Below are 18,473 nucleotides of genomic sequence, written 5' to 3' on the forward strand. Positions count from 1 at the left end.
CACGCAGCAGAGATCAGGTGGGGCGGGCCGTCGTCAGGCAGTAGCGCATGAGGACCCGGACATGGGGCGCCACGGCGGCCAGTTCGGTGTGCCCGGTGCCGGAGTAGATCTCCAGCAGCAGCGCGCGTCCGTCGTGCCTGCCGCCGGCGCCGAGGACGGCCCGGTAGCCGAACTCCCGCAGCAGGCGCACCTCCTCGGGATCGGAGTCGCCCACGGCGACATCGGCGATGAACGGCACACCGGTGACGATGGCCCGTTCTGTGGCCGGGTAGTCGGTGATCCGGTAGGCGTCGCCGGGAACCGGCACGACGACGGACAGGCCGGAGTCGTGGTCGCGCACGGTGTTGACACCCCGGACGGTGTGCAGTTCGTCGCTGTCGCGGGGGGTCATCGACACTGACCAGCCCGCCGCGCCGGCCTGCCGGTGCGCCTCGACGGCAAGGATCTCCAGCGCGTCGAGCACGCCGAAGCTGCCGAGCCGGTCGAGGATCCCCAGCACTCTGGGCACGAGGTCGTCGTGGGAGGGGCGGCGCGCGCCGATGGTGCCGGGCAGGCGGGGTGGCACCGGCGTCCCCGCGTTGAAGCGCCCGGGCCCGAGCCGCTTGGCGGTCAGCAGCGCCGCGTCGGCGGCCGCCAGCAGGTGCTGGCCCGATGTCGTGACGGGTTCGGCCGTGGCGGCGCCCCAGCTGATGGTGAGGCGGTCACCGTCGCGCGCACGCAGCATCTCGCCGACGGTGCGGGCGAACCGTTCCGCGTCGGCCGGGGTGGCCTGCGCCAGCAGCACGCAGAATTCGTCACCGCCCAGGCGGGCGGTGAAGGACCGGGGGAACTGCGCGGCGGCGCTGTCCAGGATGCCGGCCACCGTGCGCAGCACCGCGTCCCCGGCCGCATGACCGTCGTTGTCGTTGACGTCCTTGAACCCGTCGACGTCGCAGATCAGGCAGACCAGCTCCCCGGTGTCCGGGCCGATGGCCAGCAACCGCCGGTCCAGGGCGCGGCGGTTGGCCAGCCCGGTCAGCGGGTCCTGGTGGGCGTAGTTCCAGATCGTGCTGAACTGCTCGGAACGGCCGAAGGCGACGGCGGTGTGCGCGGCGATGGCCCGCAGCAACGCCACGTCGCCGGGCCCGAACCGGCGGCCGTCGGTACCGGTGGCCCAGATCTCGCCCCAGGTCTGCCCGTCGTAGACGACCGGGACCCCCAGCTCGCATTCCTTGCCGAGCTCGCGCAGCAGGGCCCGCGCGGAGGGCTCGGCCGTCTCGTCGTCGATGGCGTTGACGAAGGGCCGGTGGTGCTCGAGCAGCGCGGCGACGTGCGGATAGTCCGGGACGGCGTAGGTTTCGTGCACGGGCCAGGGCTGCTCGCCCGCGCCCAGGTCGCCGACGTTGATCAACGTCCGCAGGGTGTTGGTCTCGCGGTCCCAGCGGCTGATCGACAGCGACGCGGCCGCCAGGGCGATCAGTGCCTGCTCGGCGATGACCTCGACCACCTCGTCGAAGTACTCGGCGCGCAGCACGGCGTGGGAGATCCGCACCAGCGTGCGTAGCACCGAGAGTTCCGTGTCAGCCATGCCTCCCCTGCCGGCAGATCGTCACCAGGAAGACAGTCTGTACCCGCGCGGCGGGGGAGGGGAACCCTTCCGGCCTAGGGATCGCGGGGCAGCCCCAGCAGGCGCTCGGCGATGATGTTGAGCTGCACCTCGGAGGTGCCGCCGTAGATCGTGGTCGCCCGGCTGGCCAGCAGGTACTGGTTCCAGGTGCCCTGGGGGGTGGATTCGTCGCCGATGGCGGCGTCGGTGCCGAACGTGGACACCACGAACTCGGCGTAGCCCTGCCCGGTCTTCATCGACAGCAGCTTGGAGATCGCGGCCGAGGGCATCGGATCCCCGCCGGCCAGGGTCAGCAGCGTCGAGCGCATGTTCATCAGCTTGGCCGCATGGCCCTCGGCGATCAGCTGGCCGGCGTGGTTCTGTCCGATCTGGTCGAGCTGGGCCTCGCGGAGGTGGTCGACGAACTTGTCCAGGCTGGGCAGGAACGGCGGCTCGCTGCTGCCGATCGAGACCCGCTCGGCGGTCAGGGTGTTGCGGCTGACCTCCCAGCCCCGGTTGACCTCGCCGAGGACCATCTCGTCGGGGACGAACACGTCGTCGATGAAGACCGTGTTGAACATCGCGTTGCCGGTCAGCTCGCGCAGCGGCTTGACCTCCACGCCGTCGGCGGCCATGTCGAGCAGGAAGTAGGTGATGCCGTTGTGCTTGGGCGCCGACGGGTCCGTCCGGGCCAGCAGGGCGCCCCACTGCGAGTACTGCGCGCCGGTGGTCCAGATCTTCTGGCCGGTGATCCGCCAGCCGCCGTCGACCTTGGTGGCCTTGGTCGTCAGGCTGGCCAGGTCCGAACCGGCGCCGGGTTCGGAGAACAGCTGGCACCAGATCATCTCGCCGCGGAACGTCGGCGGCAGGAACCGCTGCTGTTGCTCGTCGGTGCCGAACGCGACGATCGACGGGATGATCCAGGCGGCGATGCCCATCGCGGGCCGCCGGACCCGACCGGTGGAGAACTCCTGGGCGATGATGATCTGCTCGATCGGCGTGGCGGCCCGGCCCCACGGCGTGGGCAGATGCGGTTGCACCCAGCCGCCCTCGGCGATCGCGGTGGTGCGCTCCTCGCGCGGAATGGCTTTCAGCGCAGCGACTTCGGCGCGGATGTCCTCCCGCAGCTTCTCGGTGTCGGGATCCAGGTCGATGTCGATGCCACGCAGGCCCGTGGTGGTGGCGGTGTCGAAGACCCGCTGGGGGTAGTCCGCGGCGCGCCCGAAGCAGGCGGCCAGCAGCAGTGCCCGGCGGTAGTAGACGTTGGTGTCGTGCTCCCAGGTGAAGCCGATGCCGCCGTGCACCTGGATGCAGTCCTGCGCGCAGTGCTGGGCCGCGGCCGGGGCCAGCGTGGCGGCCACCGCCGCGGCGAACGGGACGTGTGCGCTGTCCCGATCACCGGCGGGGTCACCGGCGCGGGCCTCGTCGATGGCGCGCGCGGCGTCCCAGGTCGCCGCGGTGGCGCGCTCGGTGACCGCGATCATCTCGGCGCACTTGTGCTTGACCGCCTGGAACTGGCCGATCGGGCGGCCGAACTGCTCGCGGATCTTGGCGTATTCGGCGGCGGTGTCGGTGGCCCAGCGGGACACCCCGACGGCCTCGGCCGACAGCAGCGTCGACATCAACGCGTGCGCGGCGTCGCGGCTGAGGTTGGTGAGCACCCGGTCGTCGCCCACCTCGACGGCATTGGCCCGCACGTGGGCGACCGGGCGCAACGGGTCGAGGCCGGCGACCGGCTCGATCTCCAGGGTGTCCGCGTCGAGGAGCACCCACTCCTCACCGGAGTCGATGGCCACGGGCAGCACCAGCAGGGAGGCCTGGGCGGCGGCGGGCACGGCGCGGACCTCGCCGCGGATGACCAGCGCCGCCCCGGACTCGTCCTCGCCCTGGCGGGTGGCGGTCAGGCCCGAGTCGATGGCGTAGGCGGCGATCGTCTCACCGGAGGCCAGGCCGGTGAGCGGCTCGCATGTCGGGTCGTGCGCGGCGATGAGCGCGCTGGCGATCGCGGACGGGACGAAGGGGCCGGGCACCGCGCCGTAGCCGAACTCGGCCAGCACGATCGCCAGCTCGAGGATGCCGAAGCCCTGCCCGCCGACGGACTCGTCCAGGTGCACACCCTGCAGTCCCTGGTCGGCCGCGGCCTTCCAGTAGGGCGGCGGGTTGGGGACCGGGGTCTCCAGCGCCTCGTGCAGCACCTCCGACGGCGCAACCCTGGCGACCAGGGAGCGCACCGATTCGGCGAGGTCGGCGTGTTCGGGAGTGATCGCGATCGGCATCGTTGCCCTTCCCTCGTTCACATGACCGGAGTTCAAATAACCGGTCGGTTGGGCAACGAGCCTACCCGGGGGCCCCGGTCGTTACGAGGGGCTGTCGGAGTCCTCGGCGGCGCGGTCGACAACCAGAAAGTAGGGCCGTTTGCCCTCGACGATGCGCCGGCAGTTCCTGATCGCCGCGTCCAGGTAGCGCTCCATGGTGTCGGCGGTCAGCCAGCTGACGTGCGGCATGAGCAGCACGTTGTCGAGCTTGAGCAGCGGGTTGTCGGGGCTCACCGGCTCCTCGGCGAACACGTCCAGGCCGGCCCCGGCCAGCTGCCCGCTGGTCAGCGCCTCCACCAGGGCCTCCTGGTCGACGATGTCGCCGCGTGCGGTGTTGATCAGGATCGCGCCCGGCTTCATCTTGGCCAGGACCTCGCGGCTGATCATGCCCTCGGTCTCGGGGGTCAGCGGCAGGTGCAGCGACACGATGTCGCTCTTGGCCAGCAGATCGTTGAGCGAGACCCAGGCGGTGTTGTACTCGTCGCGCTGGGTGCTGGTGTGCAGCACCACGGTGTTCATCGACTTCAGGATCTGCTCGACCCGCTTGGCGACGCTGCCGTACCCGATCAGGCCGACGGTGCAGGCGCCCAGGTCGCGCACCCGGTCGCCCAGCGTCGGGTCCGCGGGCCAGCCGCGGCCCTCACGGGTGGCGCGGTCCAGTTCGGGCAGCCGGCGCAGCGCGGCCAGCATGAACAGCACGGTGGCCTCGGCGACGGAGTCGGCGTTGGCGCCGGGCATGTTGGCCACGGCGATACCGCGTTCGGCGGCGGTGTCGACGTCGATGGTGTTCACCCCGGAGCCCAGCTTGTGCACCAGTTTGAGCTTGCTGGCCTTGGCCAGGTCCTCGCCGGAGAGCGGGCGCAGCACGTGCCACAGCACGTCGGCCTCGGGCAGTTCCCGGTAGAAGGCCTCGTCGTCGTCGGCGGGCACCCAGTGGACGTCGAGCCAGTCGGACTCGGCGGCCACCCGTTCCTCCACCTTGGTGCCGGGCTGGAAATGGGCGAGAACTCTCAATGCCACCGTGTCGTTATCCACTGGGCGATGGTATCGGCCTGTTCGGCGCGTGCCCCCGGGGTGGTGAAGTAATGGTCGGTGTCTATCGAACACAGTTGCTTGTCGGTGCCGGCCAGCGCGTCGTGGATGCGCCGGGCATCCGACGGGAACACCCCGGTGTCGCGGTCGGCGTTGATCACCAGCGCCGGGCACTCGATCCGGGCCAGGTGCGGCTCGGCGCGGGTCCGTGCGGTGCGCAGGCTCCACATGCCCAGCCAGTTGCGCAGCGTGGTGGCCGCGGCGATTCCGCGGGTGGAGCGGTTGGCCCTCACCGGGGTGCCCGCGTAACAGAGGTTGGGCTCGCGGCCGGTGGGTTCCAGCGTGGGGTCCACCATGCGGGGGTCGGCCCAGGTCCGCATGACGGTGAACGGCCGGTCGGAGAAGCCCGCGGCGCGCACCCGGGCCAGCTCGGCCTCGGCCCAGTCGGTGATGGCGTGGTTGCGGGCCACCTGCGCGGCGCGGTAGCGCCGCACGAAGTCCTCGGAGAACGGCGGGCCGTTGCGCCCGTCGAACAGGTCCAGGTCGGGGTCGCCTGCCACCGGGTCGTTCTCGTCGACGACGGCGCCGTCCATCCAGGCGGTCAGCACGTCGGGCCGGCCGGGGTGGGCGGCACTGGCGACGTAACCGTCGGCCGCCGGCAGGTCGGGGTCCTGAAGCGCGCGGGCCTGGTAGGCGGCCATCAGCGAGCCGCCGCCGGAGTTGCCCAGCAGCACGACGGTGTCGACGCCCGCGACCTCGCGCAGCCAGCGCACGCCCACGCCGATGTCGATCAGCGCGTGGTCGAGCACGAAGCTGCTCTCGAAGCCGCGGAAACGGGTGTTCCAGCCCAGGAAGCCGATGCCGCGGGCGGCCATGTACTCGGCGAGATAGTGCTCGGAGAAGTCGATCTGGTAGTGCGTGGCGATCATCGCGATCCTGGGGGCCCCGCCCCGGGCGCGGTGGTAGAGGCCCTGGCAGGGATGCCCTCCGGCGCCGGCGCGGGCCGCGGTGGGCGACTCCAGGCCGACGAACTCACGGACCACGTCGGGGTCGTCCATTCAGCTGTCCTCCTCGGGTGGGTCGGTGCCGTAGACGGCGCGGTAGAAGACGTTGGACAGGGTGGTGATGCAGGCGGTGTCGTCGGGGTCGGCGCCGCCGGCGAGCTGGGTGTAGCAGAACTGGTTGAGCATCGAGACGATCGCTTCGGCCAGCAGGTGCGGGTCGTCGCCGGGGCAGTGGCCCCGGGCCTGGGCCCGCACCACCGTCTCGGTGATGAACTCGACCGGCCCGGCGCAGATCTGCGCCCAGTGCTGGGCGAAGTCGTCGTTGATCATGGCCAGCTGGGAGACGCTGATCATCTCGGCGAGCCGGTGCCGGTAGGTGTTCCAGTGCGCGGTGGCGGCCCGGTGCACCCGTTCCCGGTCGGACAGGCCGTGGGCGGTGACGCCCCGGGCGCGCTCGCCCGCTTCGTCGCGGAACCGCAGCGCCCACTGGCGGACCATGTCCTCCTTGGAGTCGTAGTAGTTGTAGAACGACGCCGTGGACTTGCCGGCCTCGGCGGCGATGTCGGCGACGGTGGCCGCCAGGATTCCCTTGCGGGCGACCACCGTGCGCGCCGCGGCGTCCATGGCGGCCCGGGTGCGGATGCCGCGGGCGGTGGCGGCCACTGGGTGATGTCCTCCGGGTCGGTGTGAGGGCTGGGCTCAAACTGAATCTGATGTTAGATTCAGTTTCACGTACGGACCAGGAGGTGGTCAACCCGTGATCAAACCGGACAACACCAACCCGGAATTCGAACTCGGCGGCATCAACCACGTCGCCTTGGTCTGCTCGGACATGGCGCGCACCGTGGACTTCTATTCGGGGGTCCTCGGTATGCCGCTGATCAAGTCGCTGGACCTGCCGGGGGGACTGGGTCAGCACTTCTTCTTCGACGCCGGCGGGGGATCGTGCGTGGCGTTCTTCTGGTTCGCCGAGGCCCCCGACCGGGTGCCCGGGGTGTCCTCACCCGACGCGCTGCCGGGGCTGGGGGAGATCGTCAGCGCGGTCTCGACCATGAACCACCTGGCCTTCCACGTGCCGGAGGAGAAGTTCGACGAGTACCGCCGGCGGCTCAAGGAGAAGGGGGTGCGGGTCGGGCCGGTGCTCAACCACGACGAGAGCCCGATGCAGGCCTCCCGGGAGCTCCATCCGGGGGTCTACGTGCGCTCGTTCTACTTCCACGACCCCGACGGCATCACCCTGGAGTTCGCCTGCTGGACAAAGGAGTTCACCGAGCAGGACGCCGTGACCGTGCCGCGCACCGCCGCCGACCGCAGGGTGCCGGCCGGCCGTTAGGCCCGGAACAGCCGGGGCTCGTTGAGCCGGTCGATCGTCGAGGTCAGCTGGTCGACGAGTTCCTCGGCGCTCAACCCCACCGCGCCGGCCAGCCAGGCGCTCAGGGTCTCGCCGACGCCGCCGACCACGAAGTGGGCGATCGCCGCGATGCGGGGGGTGGCGGCCACCCGCAGCGCGGACTGGATGTGCTCGCTGGACAGCATCGCGAACAGCCCGCCCTGTTCGGCGCGCTTGCGCAGCAGCACCGCATTGGAGAGCCGGGCACTGAACAGCAGCCGGCCCACCCGGGGATCGGACTCGATGCTGTGCACGATGTTGGCGATGCCGGCCCGGTTCTGCTCGGCGGGAGGGGCGGCGGCGACCGCGGCCTGGGTGGTCGCCGCCAGGGTCGCCACGACGTCGTCGAACACCGCGGCGACGAATTCGTCCTTGTCGGTGAAGTTCTCGTAGAAGTAGCGCGGACTCAGCCCGGCCTGCCGGCAGATCACCCGCATCGTGAGCTCGACGGGCGGTTCGGCCCCCAGCAGGTCCAGGCCGGCGGCCAGGAACCGGCGCCGGCGTTCGGCGTGCCGTACGCCCGCGGTGACACCGCGGTAGGGGCGCGCACCGGGATCGGCCATGGACACATCTTGACACTCGTCGAGCGGCGCGGGCAATATTAGGAAACAAACGTTTTCACTTTCTGGGGACAGGTGGACCTATGACGATCAGCGATGTTCGGGTGGCGCCCCCACGGCGTGGTTGGTGGGCGCGGCGCGGAGCCGGTGGCGACGACGGCCTGATGGGTGTCGCGCTGCTGGCCGGCCCGGCCAACGTGATCATGCAGCTGGCCCGCCCCGGCGTCGGCTACGGCGTCGCCGAGAGCCGGGTGGAGAGCGGGCGCATCGACAAGCACCCGGTCAAGCGTGCCCGCACCACGTTCACCTATCTGGCCGTGGCCACCAGGGGCACCGACGCCCAGAAGGCCGCCTACCGGCGCGCGGTCAACCGTGCCCACGCGCAGGTGTACTCCACCGAGGGCAGTCCCGTGGAGTACAACGCCTTCGACAAGGACCTGCAGCTGTGGGTGGCGGCCTGCCTGTACAAGGGCGGGGTCGACGTGTACCGGCTGTTCATCGGCGAGATGGACGAGGAGACCGCCGACCAGCACTACCGCGACGGCATGAGCATGGGCACCACGCTGCAGGTGCCGCCGGAGATGTGGCCCGAGGACCGGAAGGCGTTCGAACGCTACTGGCAGGAGTCGCTGGAGAAGGTCCACATCGACGACACCATCCGGGAGTTCCTCTACCCGATCGCGGCCAACCGGATCCGCGGTGTCCGGCTGCCCCGGCGGGTGCAGCAGGCCCACGAGGAGCTGGCCCTGCTGATCACCACCGGTTTTCTGCCGCAACGTTTCCGCGACGAGATGCGGCTGCCCTGGGACGAGCGCCGGCAGCGCCGTTTCGACCGGCTGATGGCGGCGCTGCGCACCGTCAACCACGCCCTGCCCCGGCCGGTGCGCCAGTTCCCGTTCAACGTGCTGCTGCGTGACCTGGACCGGCGGATCCGCACGGGACGTCCGTTGGTCTAGTCGGCGTACCCTCGCGGGCATGCGTAGCGACAACGACACCTGGGACATCACCACCAGCGTCGGCTCCACGGCGTTATTCGTGGCCGCCGCAAGGGCGTTGGAGGCCGACAAACCCGATTCGCTGGCCGTCGACCCGTTCGCCTCGGTGTTCTGCCACGCCGTCGGCGGCCGCTGGGCCGCGGTCCTGGACGGCGAGGCCCCCGGGGACAAGTTGCACACCGAGTTCGGCACCCACTTCGTGAACTACCAGGGTGCGCGCACCCGCTACTTCGACGACATGTTCGCCAGGGCCACCGCCGACGGGGTGCGCCAGATCGTCATCCTGGCGGCCGGCCTGGACTCGCGGGCCTACCGGCTGCCCTGGCCGGACGACACCGTCATCTTCGAGCTGGACCAGCCGCAGGTGCTCGACTTCAAGCGCCGGGTGTTGGAGGGCCGCGGCTCGCGTCCGGGTGCGGAGCGTCGCGAGGTCGCCGTCGACCTGCGCGACGACTGGACCGGGGCGCTGCGTGCCGACGGTTTCGACGCCACCCGGCCGGCGGCGTTCCTGGCCGAGGGGCTGATGATCTACCTGCCGGCCGCCGCGCAGGGCGACCTGTTCCGCGGCATCGACGACCTCGCCGCGGCGGGCAGCCACGTCGGCATCGAGGAGGGCGAGCCGATGCCCGAACCCGCCTACGAGGCCGCCAAGGCCGCCGAACTCGCGGCCGACGACGGCGAGTTCTTCACGCTGATCTACAACGAGCGCTACGCCCGGGCCGCCGACTGGTTCGGTGAGCGCGGCTGGACGGCTATGCCGACGCCGTTGGCCACGTATCTTCGTACGCTCGCCCGGCCGCTTCCCGACGCCACGAGTGAGGCCTACCCCATGGTCCAGTCGAACACCCTGGTCAGGGCCGTGAAGGGGTAGTCCGCACCCCCCGTAGACCCCCGCTCGGACCTCTCGACAGTTAGCTTATGCAATGCTAACTTCAGCAAAGTTAGCTAAGCCAAAACTATCTTGAGGAGACGTGCGGGGGCAGCCGTGTGCTGCGTCCGTTCAGACAGCTATGGACGACCAACGAGCGATCGCGGTGCCCCGGGTGGACGCCGACGTCGTCAGCCGCTTCGCCACCTGCTGCAAGGCACTGGGGCTGACCGTCTACGAGCGCCGGCGGCCCGCCGACGCGGCCGCGGCGCGGTCGGGCTTCGCCGCGCTCACCCGGATGGCCCACGACCAGTGCGACGCCTGGACGGGGCTGGCCGCCGCCGGCGACACGTCCATGCCGGTGCTGCGGGCCGTCTCGGCCACCGCAGCCAGCGCCGGCGCGCTGGCGCGCCGCGTCGAGCTGGCGCCCGGCGCACTCGGCTTCACCTACGACACCGGGCTGTACCTGCAGTTCCGGGCCACCGGCCCGGACGACTTCCACCTCGCCTACGCCGCGGCGCTGGCCCGCGCCGGTGAGCTCGCCGCGTCCGACGCCCTCGTCGGTGAGGTGCTGGCCCGCCGCAACACCTTTCACGAGGCCCGCTGGGTCGCCGCGGCGACCCACCACCGCGCGCAACGCTGGTCCGACGTCGTCAAGCTGCTGACCCCGATCGTCAACGATCCCGGGCTCGACGAGACGTTCGCGCACGCCGTGCGGGTCGCGCTGGGCACCTCGCTGGCGCGGCTGGGCATGGTCGCCCCGGCGCTGTCCTACCTGGAGGAGCCCGCGGGCCCGGTGGCGGTGGCCACGGTCGACGGTGGGTTGGCCAAGGCGCTGGCCCTGCGTGCCCACGGCGACGAGGAGTCCGCGGCGGAGACCCTGCAGGAGCTCTACGCCGCCAATCCCGAGAACGACGAGATCGAGCACGCGCTCTCGGACCCGTCCCACGGCTTCGTCACCACCAGCGCGGCGCGGATCGAGGCCCGCACCGACCCGTGGGATCCCGACACCGAGCCCAGCGAGGCCGACTTCGTCGACCCCGACGCCCACGACCGCAAGGCCGTCCTGCTTGCCGAGGCCGAGGAGGAGCTCGGGCAGTTCATCGGCCTCGACGAGGTCAAGAACCAGGTGGCGCGGTTGAAGAGCTCGGTGGCCATGGCACTGCTGCGCCAGGAGCGCGGCCTGGCCGTGGCCCAGCGCGCGCACCACCTGGTCTTCGCCGGCCCGCCCGGCACCGGTAAGACGACCATCGCGCGTGTGGTGGCCAAGATCTACTGCGGGCTGGGACTTCTCAAGCGCGAGAACGTCCGCGAGGTGCACCGCGCGGACCTGATCGGCCAGCACATCGGCGAGACGGAACACAAGACCAACGCCATCATCGACAGCGCCCTGGACGGGGTGCTGTTCCTCGACGAGGCCTACGCGCTGGTGGCCACCGGCGCCAAGAACGACTTCGGCCTGGTGGCCATCGACACCCTGCTGGCCCGCATGGAGAACGACCGGGACCGGCTGGTGGTGATCATCGCCGGCTACCGCGCCGATCTCGACCGCTTCCTGGACACCAACGAGGGCCTGCGGTCGCGGTTCACCCGCAGCATCGACTTCCCGTCCTACTCGGCCGGCGAGCTGGTCGAGATCGCCTCGGCGATGGCGGCCCAACGCGACAGCGTGTTCGAGCGGGCCGCGGTCGAGGAACTGACGGCGCTGTTCGGCCACCTGGCGTCCTCGACGACCCCGGACGCCGCCGGGGTGGACCGCCGCAGCCTCGACGTCGCCGGCAACGGCCGGTTCGTCCGCAACGTCGTCGAGCGCTCCGAGGAGGAACGCGAATTCCGCCTCGATCACTCCGATCTGGCCGGCGGCCATGAATTCACCGACGAGGAGCTGATGACGATCACCGTCTCCGACGTGCGCAACTCGGTGGCCCCGCTGCTGCGCGGCCTGGGTCTGGGCGTGCCGGCATGAGCTTCACCCCCCGCACCCCGGACAACCACAACCCCGACCGGGTGACCTACCGGCGCGGGTTCGTCACCCGTCACCAGGTGACCGGATGGCGGTTCGTCATGCGCCGCATCGCCTCCGGCGTCGCCCTGCACGACACCCGGATGCTCGTCGATCCGCTGCGCACCCAGTCGCGCGCGGTGCTGATGGGTGTGCTCATCGTGATCACCGGCGTGCTGGGCTGTTTCGTGTTCTCCTTCATCCGTCCGGGCGGCGAGGTCGGCACCAACGCGGTGCTGGCCGACCGCGACACCGCCGCGCTGTACGTGCGGGTCGACGACCAACTGCATCCGGTGCTCAACCTCACCTCGGCCCGGCTCATCGTCGGCGAGGCGGTCAACCCGACCCAGGTGCGCGGCACCGACCTGGACAGCCTGCCCCGTGGCGCGATGATCGGCATCCCCGGCGCACCCGAACGCATGGTGCAGACCGGCGGCGCCGACGCCGACTGGGTGGCCTGCCAGGGCTCCGACGCCGTCGCCCCGGGCGTCACGGTCATCGCCGGCCCGCCCGCCGGCGGCGGGGAACGCGCCACCACGCTGCCCGACGACTCCGCGGTCCTGGTCGCCGGCGCGGCCCCGGCGGGCACCGGCCCGGCCACCTGGCTGCTGTGGGACGGCCGGCGCAGCCCGATCGACCTGGGCGATCGCGCCGTCACCGCCGCGCTGGGCTGGAACGCCGAAATCCCTGCGCCCCAGCCGATCACGCCCGGTCTGTTCAACGCGATCCCCGAGGGCGCCGCCCTGGCCGCCCCGGTGATCCCCGGCGCGGGCACGCCGCCGCAGTTCGCCCTGCCGGTGGCCGCGCCGGTCGGCGCCGTCGTGGTCGCCTACGGTGCCGACAACACGCCGCTGCACTATGCGGTGCTGCCCGACGGCCTGCAGCCGGTCTCCCCGGTGCTGGCCTCGATCCTGCGCAACAGCGACTCCTACGGCCTGGCCCAGCCGCCACGCCTCGGCGCCGACGACGTCGCCCGGCTGCCCGTCTCCCAGCTGCTGGACACCGCGTCCTACCCGCAGCGGCAGCTGCACCCCGTCGACCCGGCCGCCGCGCCGGTCACCTGCGCGCACTGGTCCAAACCCGTTGACGCCCAGACCAGCACGCTGACCCTGCTCTCCGGCGCCGCGCTGCCGGTGCGCGAGGGTGTGCAGACCGTCGACCTCCCGGGCACGGCGGCCGGCGCGGCCGCACGGGTGGCGTTGCCCGCCGGGGCGGGCTACTTCGTGCAGACGGTCGGCCAGGATCCCGCCTCGCCGACGGCCGGAGCGCTGTTCTGGGTCTCCGACACCGGCGTCCGCTACGGGATAGCGGGGACGGACGACACCGTCGCCGCCCTGGGCCTCACACCGCCCCCGACGCCGATCCCGTGGTCGATGCTGTCGCTGTTCGGCGCCGGCCCGGCCCTGTCGAAGGCCGCGGCGCTGAGCGTGTTCCCCACGACGTCCCCCACGACCGGTGGGCAGGAGACCCGATGAGCAGACTGATCTTCGAGGCGCGCCGGCGGCTCACGCCGCAGCAGGTACGCAAGGGCACCATCACCATCGAGGCCCCGCCGGAGCTGCCCCGGGTGGTGCCGCCGTCGCTGCTGCGCCGCGCCCTGCCGTACCTGATCGTCATCCTGATCGTCGGGATGATCGTGGCGATGGTCGCCACCGGGATGCGGCTGATCTCACCGCAGATGCTGTTCTTCCCGTTCGTGCTGCTGCTGGCGGCCACGGCGCTCTACCGCGGCACCGACAACAAGATGCGCACCGAGGAGGTCGACGCCGAACGCGCCGACTATCTGCGCTATCTGTCGGTGGTCCGCGACAACGCCCGCGCCCAGGCCGCCGACCAGCGGGCCGCGGCCGAATGGTCACACCCCGAACCCGATGCGCTGGCGGCCATCCCGGGTACCCGCCGCCAGTGGGAGCGCGACCCCCACGACCCGGACTTCCTGGTGCTGCGCACCGGGCGCCACGACGTGGCACTGGACACCGCGCTCAAGGTCAAGGACTCCGCCGACGAGATCGACCTGGAACCGGTGTCGCACGCGACCCTGCGCGGCCTGCTGGAGGTCCAGCGCACCGTCGCCGACGCCCCGACCGGCATCGACGTCACCACGGTCTGCCGCGTCACCGTGCTCGGCGAGCGGGCCGAGGTCCGCGCGGCGGTGCGGGCCTGGCTCGCCCAGGCCGTCACCTGGCACGACGCCGGCGTCCTCGGTGTCGCGCTGGCGGGCCCGGACCTGGAGTCACCGGACTGGTCCTGGCTGAAGTGGTTGCCCCACACCGACATCCCCGGACAGGTCGACGGCGTCGGACCGGCGCGCTACCTGTTCGCCGACCCCGACGACCTGATCCCGGCGATCGGGCCGGTGCTGGCCGAGCGTCCGCTGTTCGACGGCACCGCCGACCGCTCGCTGCGCCAGCTGCTGATCGTCGTCGACGCACCCGGCTACGACCTGCCGGCCTCGGTGCTCTCGGCCGGCCTGGCCGGTGTCACCGTCATCCATCTGGGTGAGGACGAACCGCACCGCGAGCAGTATCCCGACCCGGAGCGGCCCATCCTGCGGGTCGCCGGCGGGGCCCTGCAACGCTGGGGGACCGGCGGCTGGGCGCCGTACGTCGATCACGCCGACGCGCTGTCGGCCGACGAGGCCGCCCACCTGGCCCGGCGGCTGGCCCGGTGGGACTCCAACCCCACCCACAGCGGGCTGCGGTCGGCGGCCACCCGGGGCGCGACGTTCACCACCCTGCTGGGCATCCCGGACGCCTCCGATCTCGACGTGGCCACCCTGTGGGCGCCGCGGCCCCGCGACGAGGAGCTGCGGGTGCCGATCGGGGTCACGGCCACCGGGGAACCGCTGTACTTCGACCTCAAGGACGAGGCCGAGGGCGGGATGGGCCCGCACGGCCTGATGATCGGCATGACCGGGTCCGGGAAATCCCAGACGCTGATGTCGATCCTGCTGTCGCTGTTGACAACCCACTCCGCAGAGCGGCTGATCGTCATCTACGCCGACTTCAAGGGCGAGGCCGGCGCGGACATCTTCCGGAACTTCCCCCAGGTCGTCGCGGTCATCTCCAACATGGCCGAGAAGCGTTCCCTGGCCGACCGGTTCGCCGACACCCTGCGCGGCGAGGTGGCCCGCCGGGAGACCCTGCTGCGGGAGGCCGGGCGGCGCGTACAGGGCGCGGCGTTCAACTCGGTGGCCGAATACGAGGCCGCCCGCGCCGAGGCGGGCGGGTACGACCTGCCGCCGCTGCCGACGCTGTTCGTGGTGGCCGACGAGTTCACCCTGATGCTCGCCGATCACCCCGAGTACGCCGAACTGTTCGACTACGTCGCCCGCAAGGGCCGGTCCTTCCGCATCCACATCCTGTTCGCCTCCCAGACCCTGGACGTGGGGCGTATCAAGGACATCGACAAGAACACCTCCTACCGGATCGGTCTGAAGGTGGCCAGCCCGTCGGTGTCGCGCCAGATCATCGGCGTCGAGGACGCCTACCACATCGAGTCGGGCCGCGAACACAAGGGCGAGGGCTTCCTGGTGCCCGCCCCCGGCGCCGAGCCGGTCAAGTTCCGCAGCACCTATGTCGACGGCATCTACGAACCCCCGCGGGCGGTGCGATCATTCGTGGTGCCCACGGTTCCCGAACCGAAGCTGTTCACCGCCGGGGCCGTCGACCCCGACCAGGACGTGGTCACCCTGCCCGACGAGTCCGAACCCCAGGGCCCGCCGCGCAAGCTGATCGCCACCATCGGCGACCAGCTGGCCGGTTACGGCCCGCGCGCACCGCGGCTGTGGCTGCCGCCGCTGGAGGAGAGCATCGCGCTGCCCGCGCTGCTGGCGCACGCCGGCATCGGGCAGGACCAGCTGCGCTGGCCGCTGGGCGAAATCGACCGCCCCTTCCAGATGCGCCGCGACCCCCTGATCTTCGACGCCACCTCGGCGGCCGGGAACCTGATCATCCACGGCGGCCCGAAGTCCGGGAAATCCACCGCGCTGCAGACGTTCGTCACCGCCGCGGCCGCGCTGCACTCCCCGGCCGAGGTGATGTTCTACTGCCTGGACTACGGCGGCGGGCAGCTGGCCGCCCTGGAGGGGCTGGCCCACGTCGGGTCGGTGGCCTCCCCCCTGGACGGCGAGCGGATCCGGCGGACCTTCGGCGAACTGGAACAACTGCTGGCCACCCGGCAGCGCGAACCGTGGACCGGCCACGTGTTCCTGGTCATCGACAACCTCTACGCGTTCGGCCGTGACAACACCGACCAGTTCAACACCCGAAACCCGCTGCTGGAGCGGGTGTCCGAGCTGGCGAACACCGGGCTGGCCTACGGCATCCACGTGGTGGTGACCACCCCGAACTGGCTGGACGTGCCGCTGGCGATGCGCGACGGACTGGGCATGCGCCTGGAACTGCGCCTGCCCGACCCCCGCGACTCCAACGTCCGGGTCACCGGGGCGCTGCGCCGGCCGGCCGAGACCGTCCCGCACGACCAGCCGGGCCGCGGACTGACCATGGCCGCCGAGCACTTCCTGTTCGCCGCGCCCGCACTCGACGAGATCGACGCCCTCAACGCGCGGCACCCCGGCGTGGTCGCCCCGCCGGTGCGGCTGCTGCCCACCGAGCTGGAGCCGGCCGCGGTGGCCCCGCTGTATCTGGGCGGCGAACGCGTGGTCATCGGGCAGCGCGAGGACGACCTGACGCCGGTGGCCCTCGACTTCGCCGAACACCCGCTGCTGATGGTCTTCGGGGACACCCGCTCCGGCAAGACCACACTGCTGCGGCACCTGATCCGCACCCTGCGCGAGCACTCCACCGCCGAGCAGCTCGCGTTCACGGTGATCGACCGGCGCCTGCACCTGGTCGACGAGCCGCTGTTCGACGACAACGAGTACACCGCCAACACCGACCGGATCACCCCGGCGATGCTGGGGCTCTCGGCGCTGCTGGAGGCCCGCCGGCCCCCGGCCGGACTCTCGCCGCAGGAGCTGGCCGGCTGGCGCTACTCGGGGCACACCCACTATCTGCTCATCGACGACGTCGACCAGATCCCCGACACCCCCGCGGTGACGGGACCCCATGTGGGTCAACGCCCCTGGACCCCGCTGCTGGGCCTGCTCGCCCAGGCCGGCGACCTGGGGCTGCGGGTGATCGTCACCGGGCGGGCCACCGGATCGGCGCACGGGCTGATGACCAGCCCGCTGCTGCGCCGCCTCGGCGACCTGCAGGCCACCACCCTCATGCTGTCGGGCAACCCCACCGAGGCCGGCAAGGTCCGCGGCCACCGGTTCACCCGGCAACCCCCCGGGCGCGCGGTGCTGCTCGACGACACCGACACCGCCACCCGGCTGCAGTTGGTCAACCCGTTCGTGGGAGCCGACATCCACCCAGGGAGGAATCCGTCATGACACTTCGCGTCGTCCCCGAGGGACTGGCCGCCACCAGCGCGGCGGTCGAGGCGCTGACCGCGCGGCTGGCCGGCGTGCACACCGCCGCCGAGGCGCTCATCGACGCCGTGGTCCCGCCCGCCGCCGACCCGGTGTCCCTGCAGACCGCCGCGGGTTTCAGCGCCCAGGGGCTCGAGCACGCGGCGGTCGCCGCCCACGGCATCACCGAACTCGGCCGCTCCGGGGCGGGCCTGGCCGAATCCGGCACCAGCTACGCCTCCGGCGACGCGCAGGCCGCCACGGCCTACCTCACCGCCCGCGGGGGACGGTGAGGCCCCGATGACCGCCCCGATCTGGATGGCCTCCCCGCCGGAGGTGCACTCGGCCCTGCTGACGGCCGGACCCGGCCCGGGCCCACTGCTGGCCTCCGCCGGCGCCTGGAACACCCTGAGCGCCGAATACACCGCGGCGGCAGCCGAACTGAGCGCGCTGCTCGGCTCCGTGCAGGCCGGGTCGTGGCAGGGCCCCAGCGCCGAACGCTACGTCGCCGCCCATGCCCCGTACCTGGCGTGGCTGACCCAGGCCGGGGCCGATGCCGCCGGCGTCGCCGCCCAGCAGGAGACCGCGGCGGCCGCCTACTCCGCGGCCCTGGCAGCGATGCCCACGCTGGGGGAGCTGGCCGCCAACCACGCCGTCCACGGTGTGCTGCTGGCCACCAACTTCTTCGGCATCAACACCATCCCGATCGCCGTCAACGAGGCCGACTACGTCCGGATGTGGATCCAGGCGGCCACCACCATGGCCACCTACCAGGCGATCTCGGGGACCGCGCTGGCGTCGGCGCCGCGCACCGCTCCCGCGCCGATGATGCTGGCCCCCGGGGTCGGGGAGGCCGGCACCGCCTCGGCCGACGTCATGTCGGCCGCCGCGCAGGCCCAGGCCGTCGAGGCCGGGGAGTCGTTCAACCTCGTGGACCTGCTCACCGACCTGTTGCGCTTCTACGGCAAGATCCTCGACCAGCTCTTCGGGCCGATCATCGACTTCCTGAAAGACCCGATCGGCAACACCATCTCGCTGATCACCGATTTCCTCACCAACCCCGCGCAGGCGCTGGTGACGTGGTTCCCGCTGCTGTTCGCCGTCGGCTACCAGGCGATCTTCCAGCCGCTGGGCTGGACCACCTGGTCGCTGGTCATCGCCTCCCCGGCGCTGATCCCGCTGGCCATCACCCTGGGTGTGGTCGGCGCCAACGAGTTGCTGAAGAAGATTCCCCCGCCCGCCCCGGCTCCGGCGCCCGCACCGGCCCCGGCGCCGGAGCCGGGGCGGGCGGGGGAATCTTCTTCAG

14 protein-coding genes are annotated in these 18,473 nt (G+C 71.7%); 8 read left to right on the plus strand and 6 right to left on the minus strand.

The features are described from left to right. Positions 1 to 13: 13 nt before the first annotated feature. From CSR00_RS03670 to CSR00_RS03690, 5 genes are all read right to left on the minus strand, one after another. A complete protein-coding gene (locus CSR00_RS03670; RefSeq protein WP_099021043.1) occupies positions 14 to 1,567 on the minus strand; it encodes a GGDEF domain-containing protein in 1,554 nt (517 codons plus the stop codon). Positions 1,568 to 1,641: 74 nt separating this feature from the next. Next, positions 1,642 to 3,861, minus strand: coding sequence for an acyl-CoA dehydrogenase family protein (locus CSR00_RS03675; RefSeq protein WP_099021044.1), 2,220 nt, complete (start codon positions 3,859 to 3,861; stop codon positions 1,642 to 1,644). A gap of 81 nt (positions 3,862 to 3,942) precedes the next feature. After that, positions 3,943 to 4,935: a 2-hydroxyacid dehydrogenase gene (locus CSR00_RS03680; RefSeq protein ID WP_245905812.1), complete on the minus strand. Its 993-nt coding sequence runs from the start codon at positions 4,933 to 4,935 to the stop codon at positions 3,943 to 3,945. Then, the gene (locus CSR00_RS03685) at positions 4,911 to 5,990 is read right to left on the minus strand and encodes an alpha/beta hydrolase (protein ID WP_176561886.1); all 1,080 of its coding nucleotides are present in this window, start codon (positions 5,988 to 5,990) and stop codon (positions 4,911 to 4,913) included. Before CSR00_RS03685 ends, CSR00_RS03680 begins: the two co-directional genes overlap by 25 nt. After that, positions 5,991 to 6,560: a TetR/AcrR family transcriptional regulator gene (locus CSR00_RS03690; RefSeq protein ID WP_099021068.1), complete on the minus strand. Its 570-nt coding sequence runs from the start codon at positions 6,558 to 6,560 to the stop codon at positions 5,991 to 5,993. A 133-nt stretch (positions 6,561 to 6,693) separates the two neighbouring features. Here CSR00_RS03690 and CSR00_RS03695 point away from each other — a divergent pair, with 133 nt between their 5' ends. Further along, complete coding sequence (locus CSR00_RS03695; RefSeq protein ID WP_099021045.1) at positions 6,694 to 7,269, plus strand: VOC family protein; 576 nt, start codon at positions 6,694 to 6,696, stop codon at positions 7,267 to 7,269. On the opposite strand, the gene CSR00_RS03700 is transcribed toward CSR00_RS03695, so the two are convergent. Beyond that, entirely contained in the window at positions 7,266 to 7,889 is a 624-nt protein-coding gene (locus CSR00_RS03700; protein ID WP_099021046.1) for a TetR/AcrR family transcriptional regulator, read from the minus strand. The genes CSR00_RS03695 and CSR00_RS03700 overlap by 4 nt on opposite strands. An 80-nt stretch (positions 7,890 to 7,969) precedes the next feature. Between CSR00_RS03700 and CSR00_RS03705 the strand changes: the two genes are divergently transcribed. From CSR00_RS03705 to CSR00_RS03735, 7 genes are all read left to right on the plus strand, one after another. Then, the gene (locus CSR00_RS03705) at positions 7,970 to 8,842 is read left to right on the plus strand and encodes an oxygenase MpaB family protein (RefSeq protein ID WP_099021047.1); all 873 of its coding nucleotides are present in this window, start codon (positions 7,970 to 7,972) and stop codon (positions 8,840 to 8,842) included. Between the two features lie 19 nt (positions 8,843 to 8,861). Further along, a complete protein-coding gene (locus CSR00_RS03710) occupies positions 8,862 to 9,752 on the plus strand; it encodes an SAM-dependent methyltransferase (protein ID WP_099021048.1) in 891 nt (296 codons plus the stop codon). A gap of 139 nt (positions 9,753 to 9,891) precedes the next feature. After that, positions 9,892 to 11,715, plus strand: coding sequence for a type VII secretion AAA-ATPase EccA (gene eccA / locus CSR00_RS03715; RefSeq protein WP_099021049.1), 1,824 nt, complete (start codon positions 9,892 to 9,894; stop codon positions 11,713 to 11,715). Then, entirely contained in the window at positions 11,712 to 13,226 is a 1,515-nt protein-coding gene (gene eccB, locus CSR00_RS03720) for a type VII secretion protein EccB (RefSeq protein ID WP_099021050.1), read from the plus strand. Before eccA ends, eccB begins: the two co-directional genes overlap by 4 nt. After that, positions 13,223 to 17,149 (plus strand): type VII secretion protein EccCa, encoded by a 3,927-nt coding sequence (gene eccCa / locus CSR00_RS03725; RefSeq protein WP_099021051.1) that lies wholly within the window; start codon positions 13,223 to 13,225, stop codon positions 17,147 to 17,149. The genes eccB and eccCa overlap by 4 nt, the downstream gene beginning before the upstream one ends. Continuing rightward, the gene (locus CSR00_RS03730; protein WP_099021052.1) at positions 17,146 to 17,460 is read left to right on the plus strand and encodes a PE family protein; all 315 of its coding nucleotides are present in this window, start codon (positions 17,146 to 17,148) and stop codon (positions 17,458 to 17,460) included. Before eccCa ends, CSR00_RS03730 begins: the two co-directional genes overlap by 4 nt. Before the next feature lie 7 nt (positions 17,461 to 17,467). After that, positions 17,468 to 18,473: PPE family protein (locus CSR00_RS03735; RefSeq protein WP_141564258.1), on the plus strand; the 1,006-nt coding region annotated here is incomplete at its 3' end.

The organism is Mycolicibacterium palauense (assembly GCF_002592005.1).
Lineage (GTDB): Bacteria > Actinomycetota > Actinomycetes > Mycobacteriales > Mycobacteriaceae > Mycobacterium > Mycobacterium palauense.

Excerpts from the sequence above, each read along its gene's own strand:
- CSR00_RS03710 (WP_099021048.1), top strand. The coding sequence starts at position 8,862 with ATGCGTAGCGACAACGACACCTGGGACATCACCACCAGCGTCGGCTCC.
- CSR00_RS03730 (WP_099021052.1), top strand. The coding sequence starts at position 17,146 with ATGACACTTCGCGTCGTCCCCGAGGGACTGGCCGCCACCAGCGCGGCG.
- CSR00_RS03690 (WP_099021068.1), bottom strand. The coding sequence starts at position 6,560 with ATGGACGCCGCGGCGCGCACGGTGGTCGCCCGCAAGGGAATCCTGGCG.
- CSR00_RS03705 (WP_099021047.1), top strand. The coding sequence starts at position 7,970 with ATGACGATCAGCGATGTTCGGGTGGCGCCCCCACGGCGTGGTTGGTGG.
- eccB (WP_099021050.1), top strand. The coding sequence starts at position 11,712 with ATGAGCTTCACCCCCCGCACCCCGGACAACCACAACCCCGACCGGGTG.
- CSR00_RS03670 (WP_099021043.1), bottom strand. The coding sequence starts at position 1,567 with ATGGCTGACACGGAACTCTCGGTGCTACGCACGCTGGTGCGGATCTCC.
- CSR00_RS03700 (WP_099021046.1), bottom strand. The coding sequence starts at position 7,889 with ATGGCCGATCCCGGTGCGCGCCCCTACCGCGGTGTCACCGCGGGCGTA.
- eccA (WP_099021049.1), top strand. The coding sequence starts at position 9,892 with ATGGACGACCAACGAGCGATCGCGGTGCCCCGGGTGGACGCCGACGTC.
- CSR00_RS03675 (WP_099021044.1), bottom strand. The coding sequence starts at position 3,861 with ATGCCGATCGCGATCACTCCCGAACACGCCGACCTCGCCGAATCGGTG.
- eccCa (WP_099021051.1), top strand. The coding sequence starts at position 13,223 with ATGAGCAGACTGATCTTCGAGGCGCGCCGGCGGCTCACGCCGCAGCAG.
- CSR00_RS03685 (WP_176561886.1), bottom strand. The coding sequence starts at position 5,990 with ATGGACGACCCCGACGTGGTCCGTGAGTTCGTCGGCCTGGAGTCGCCC.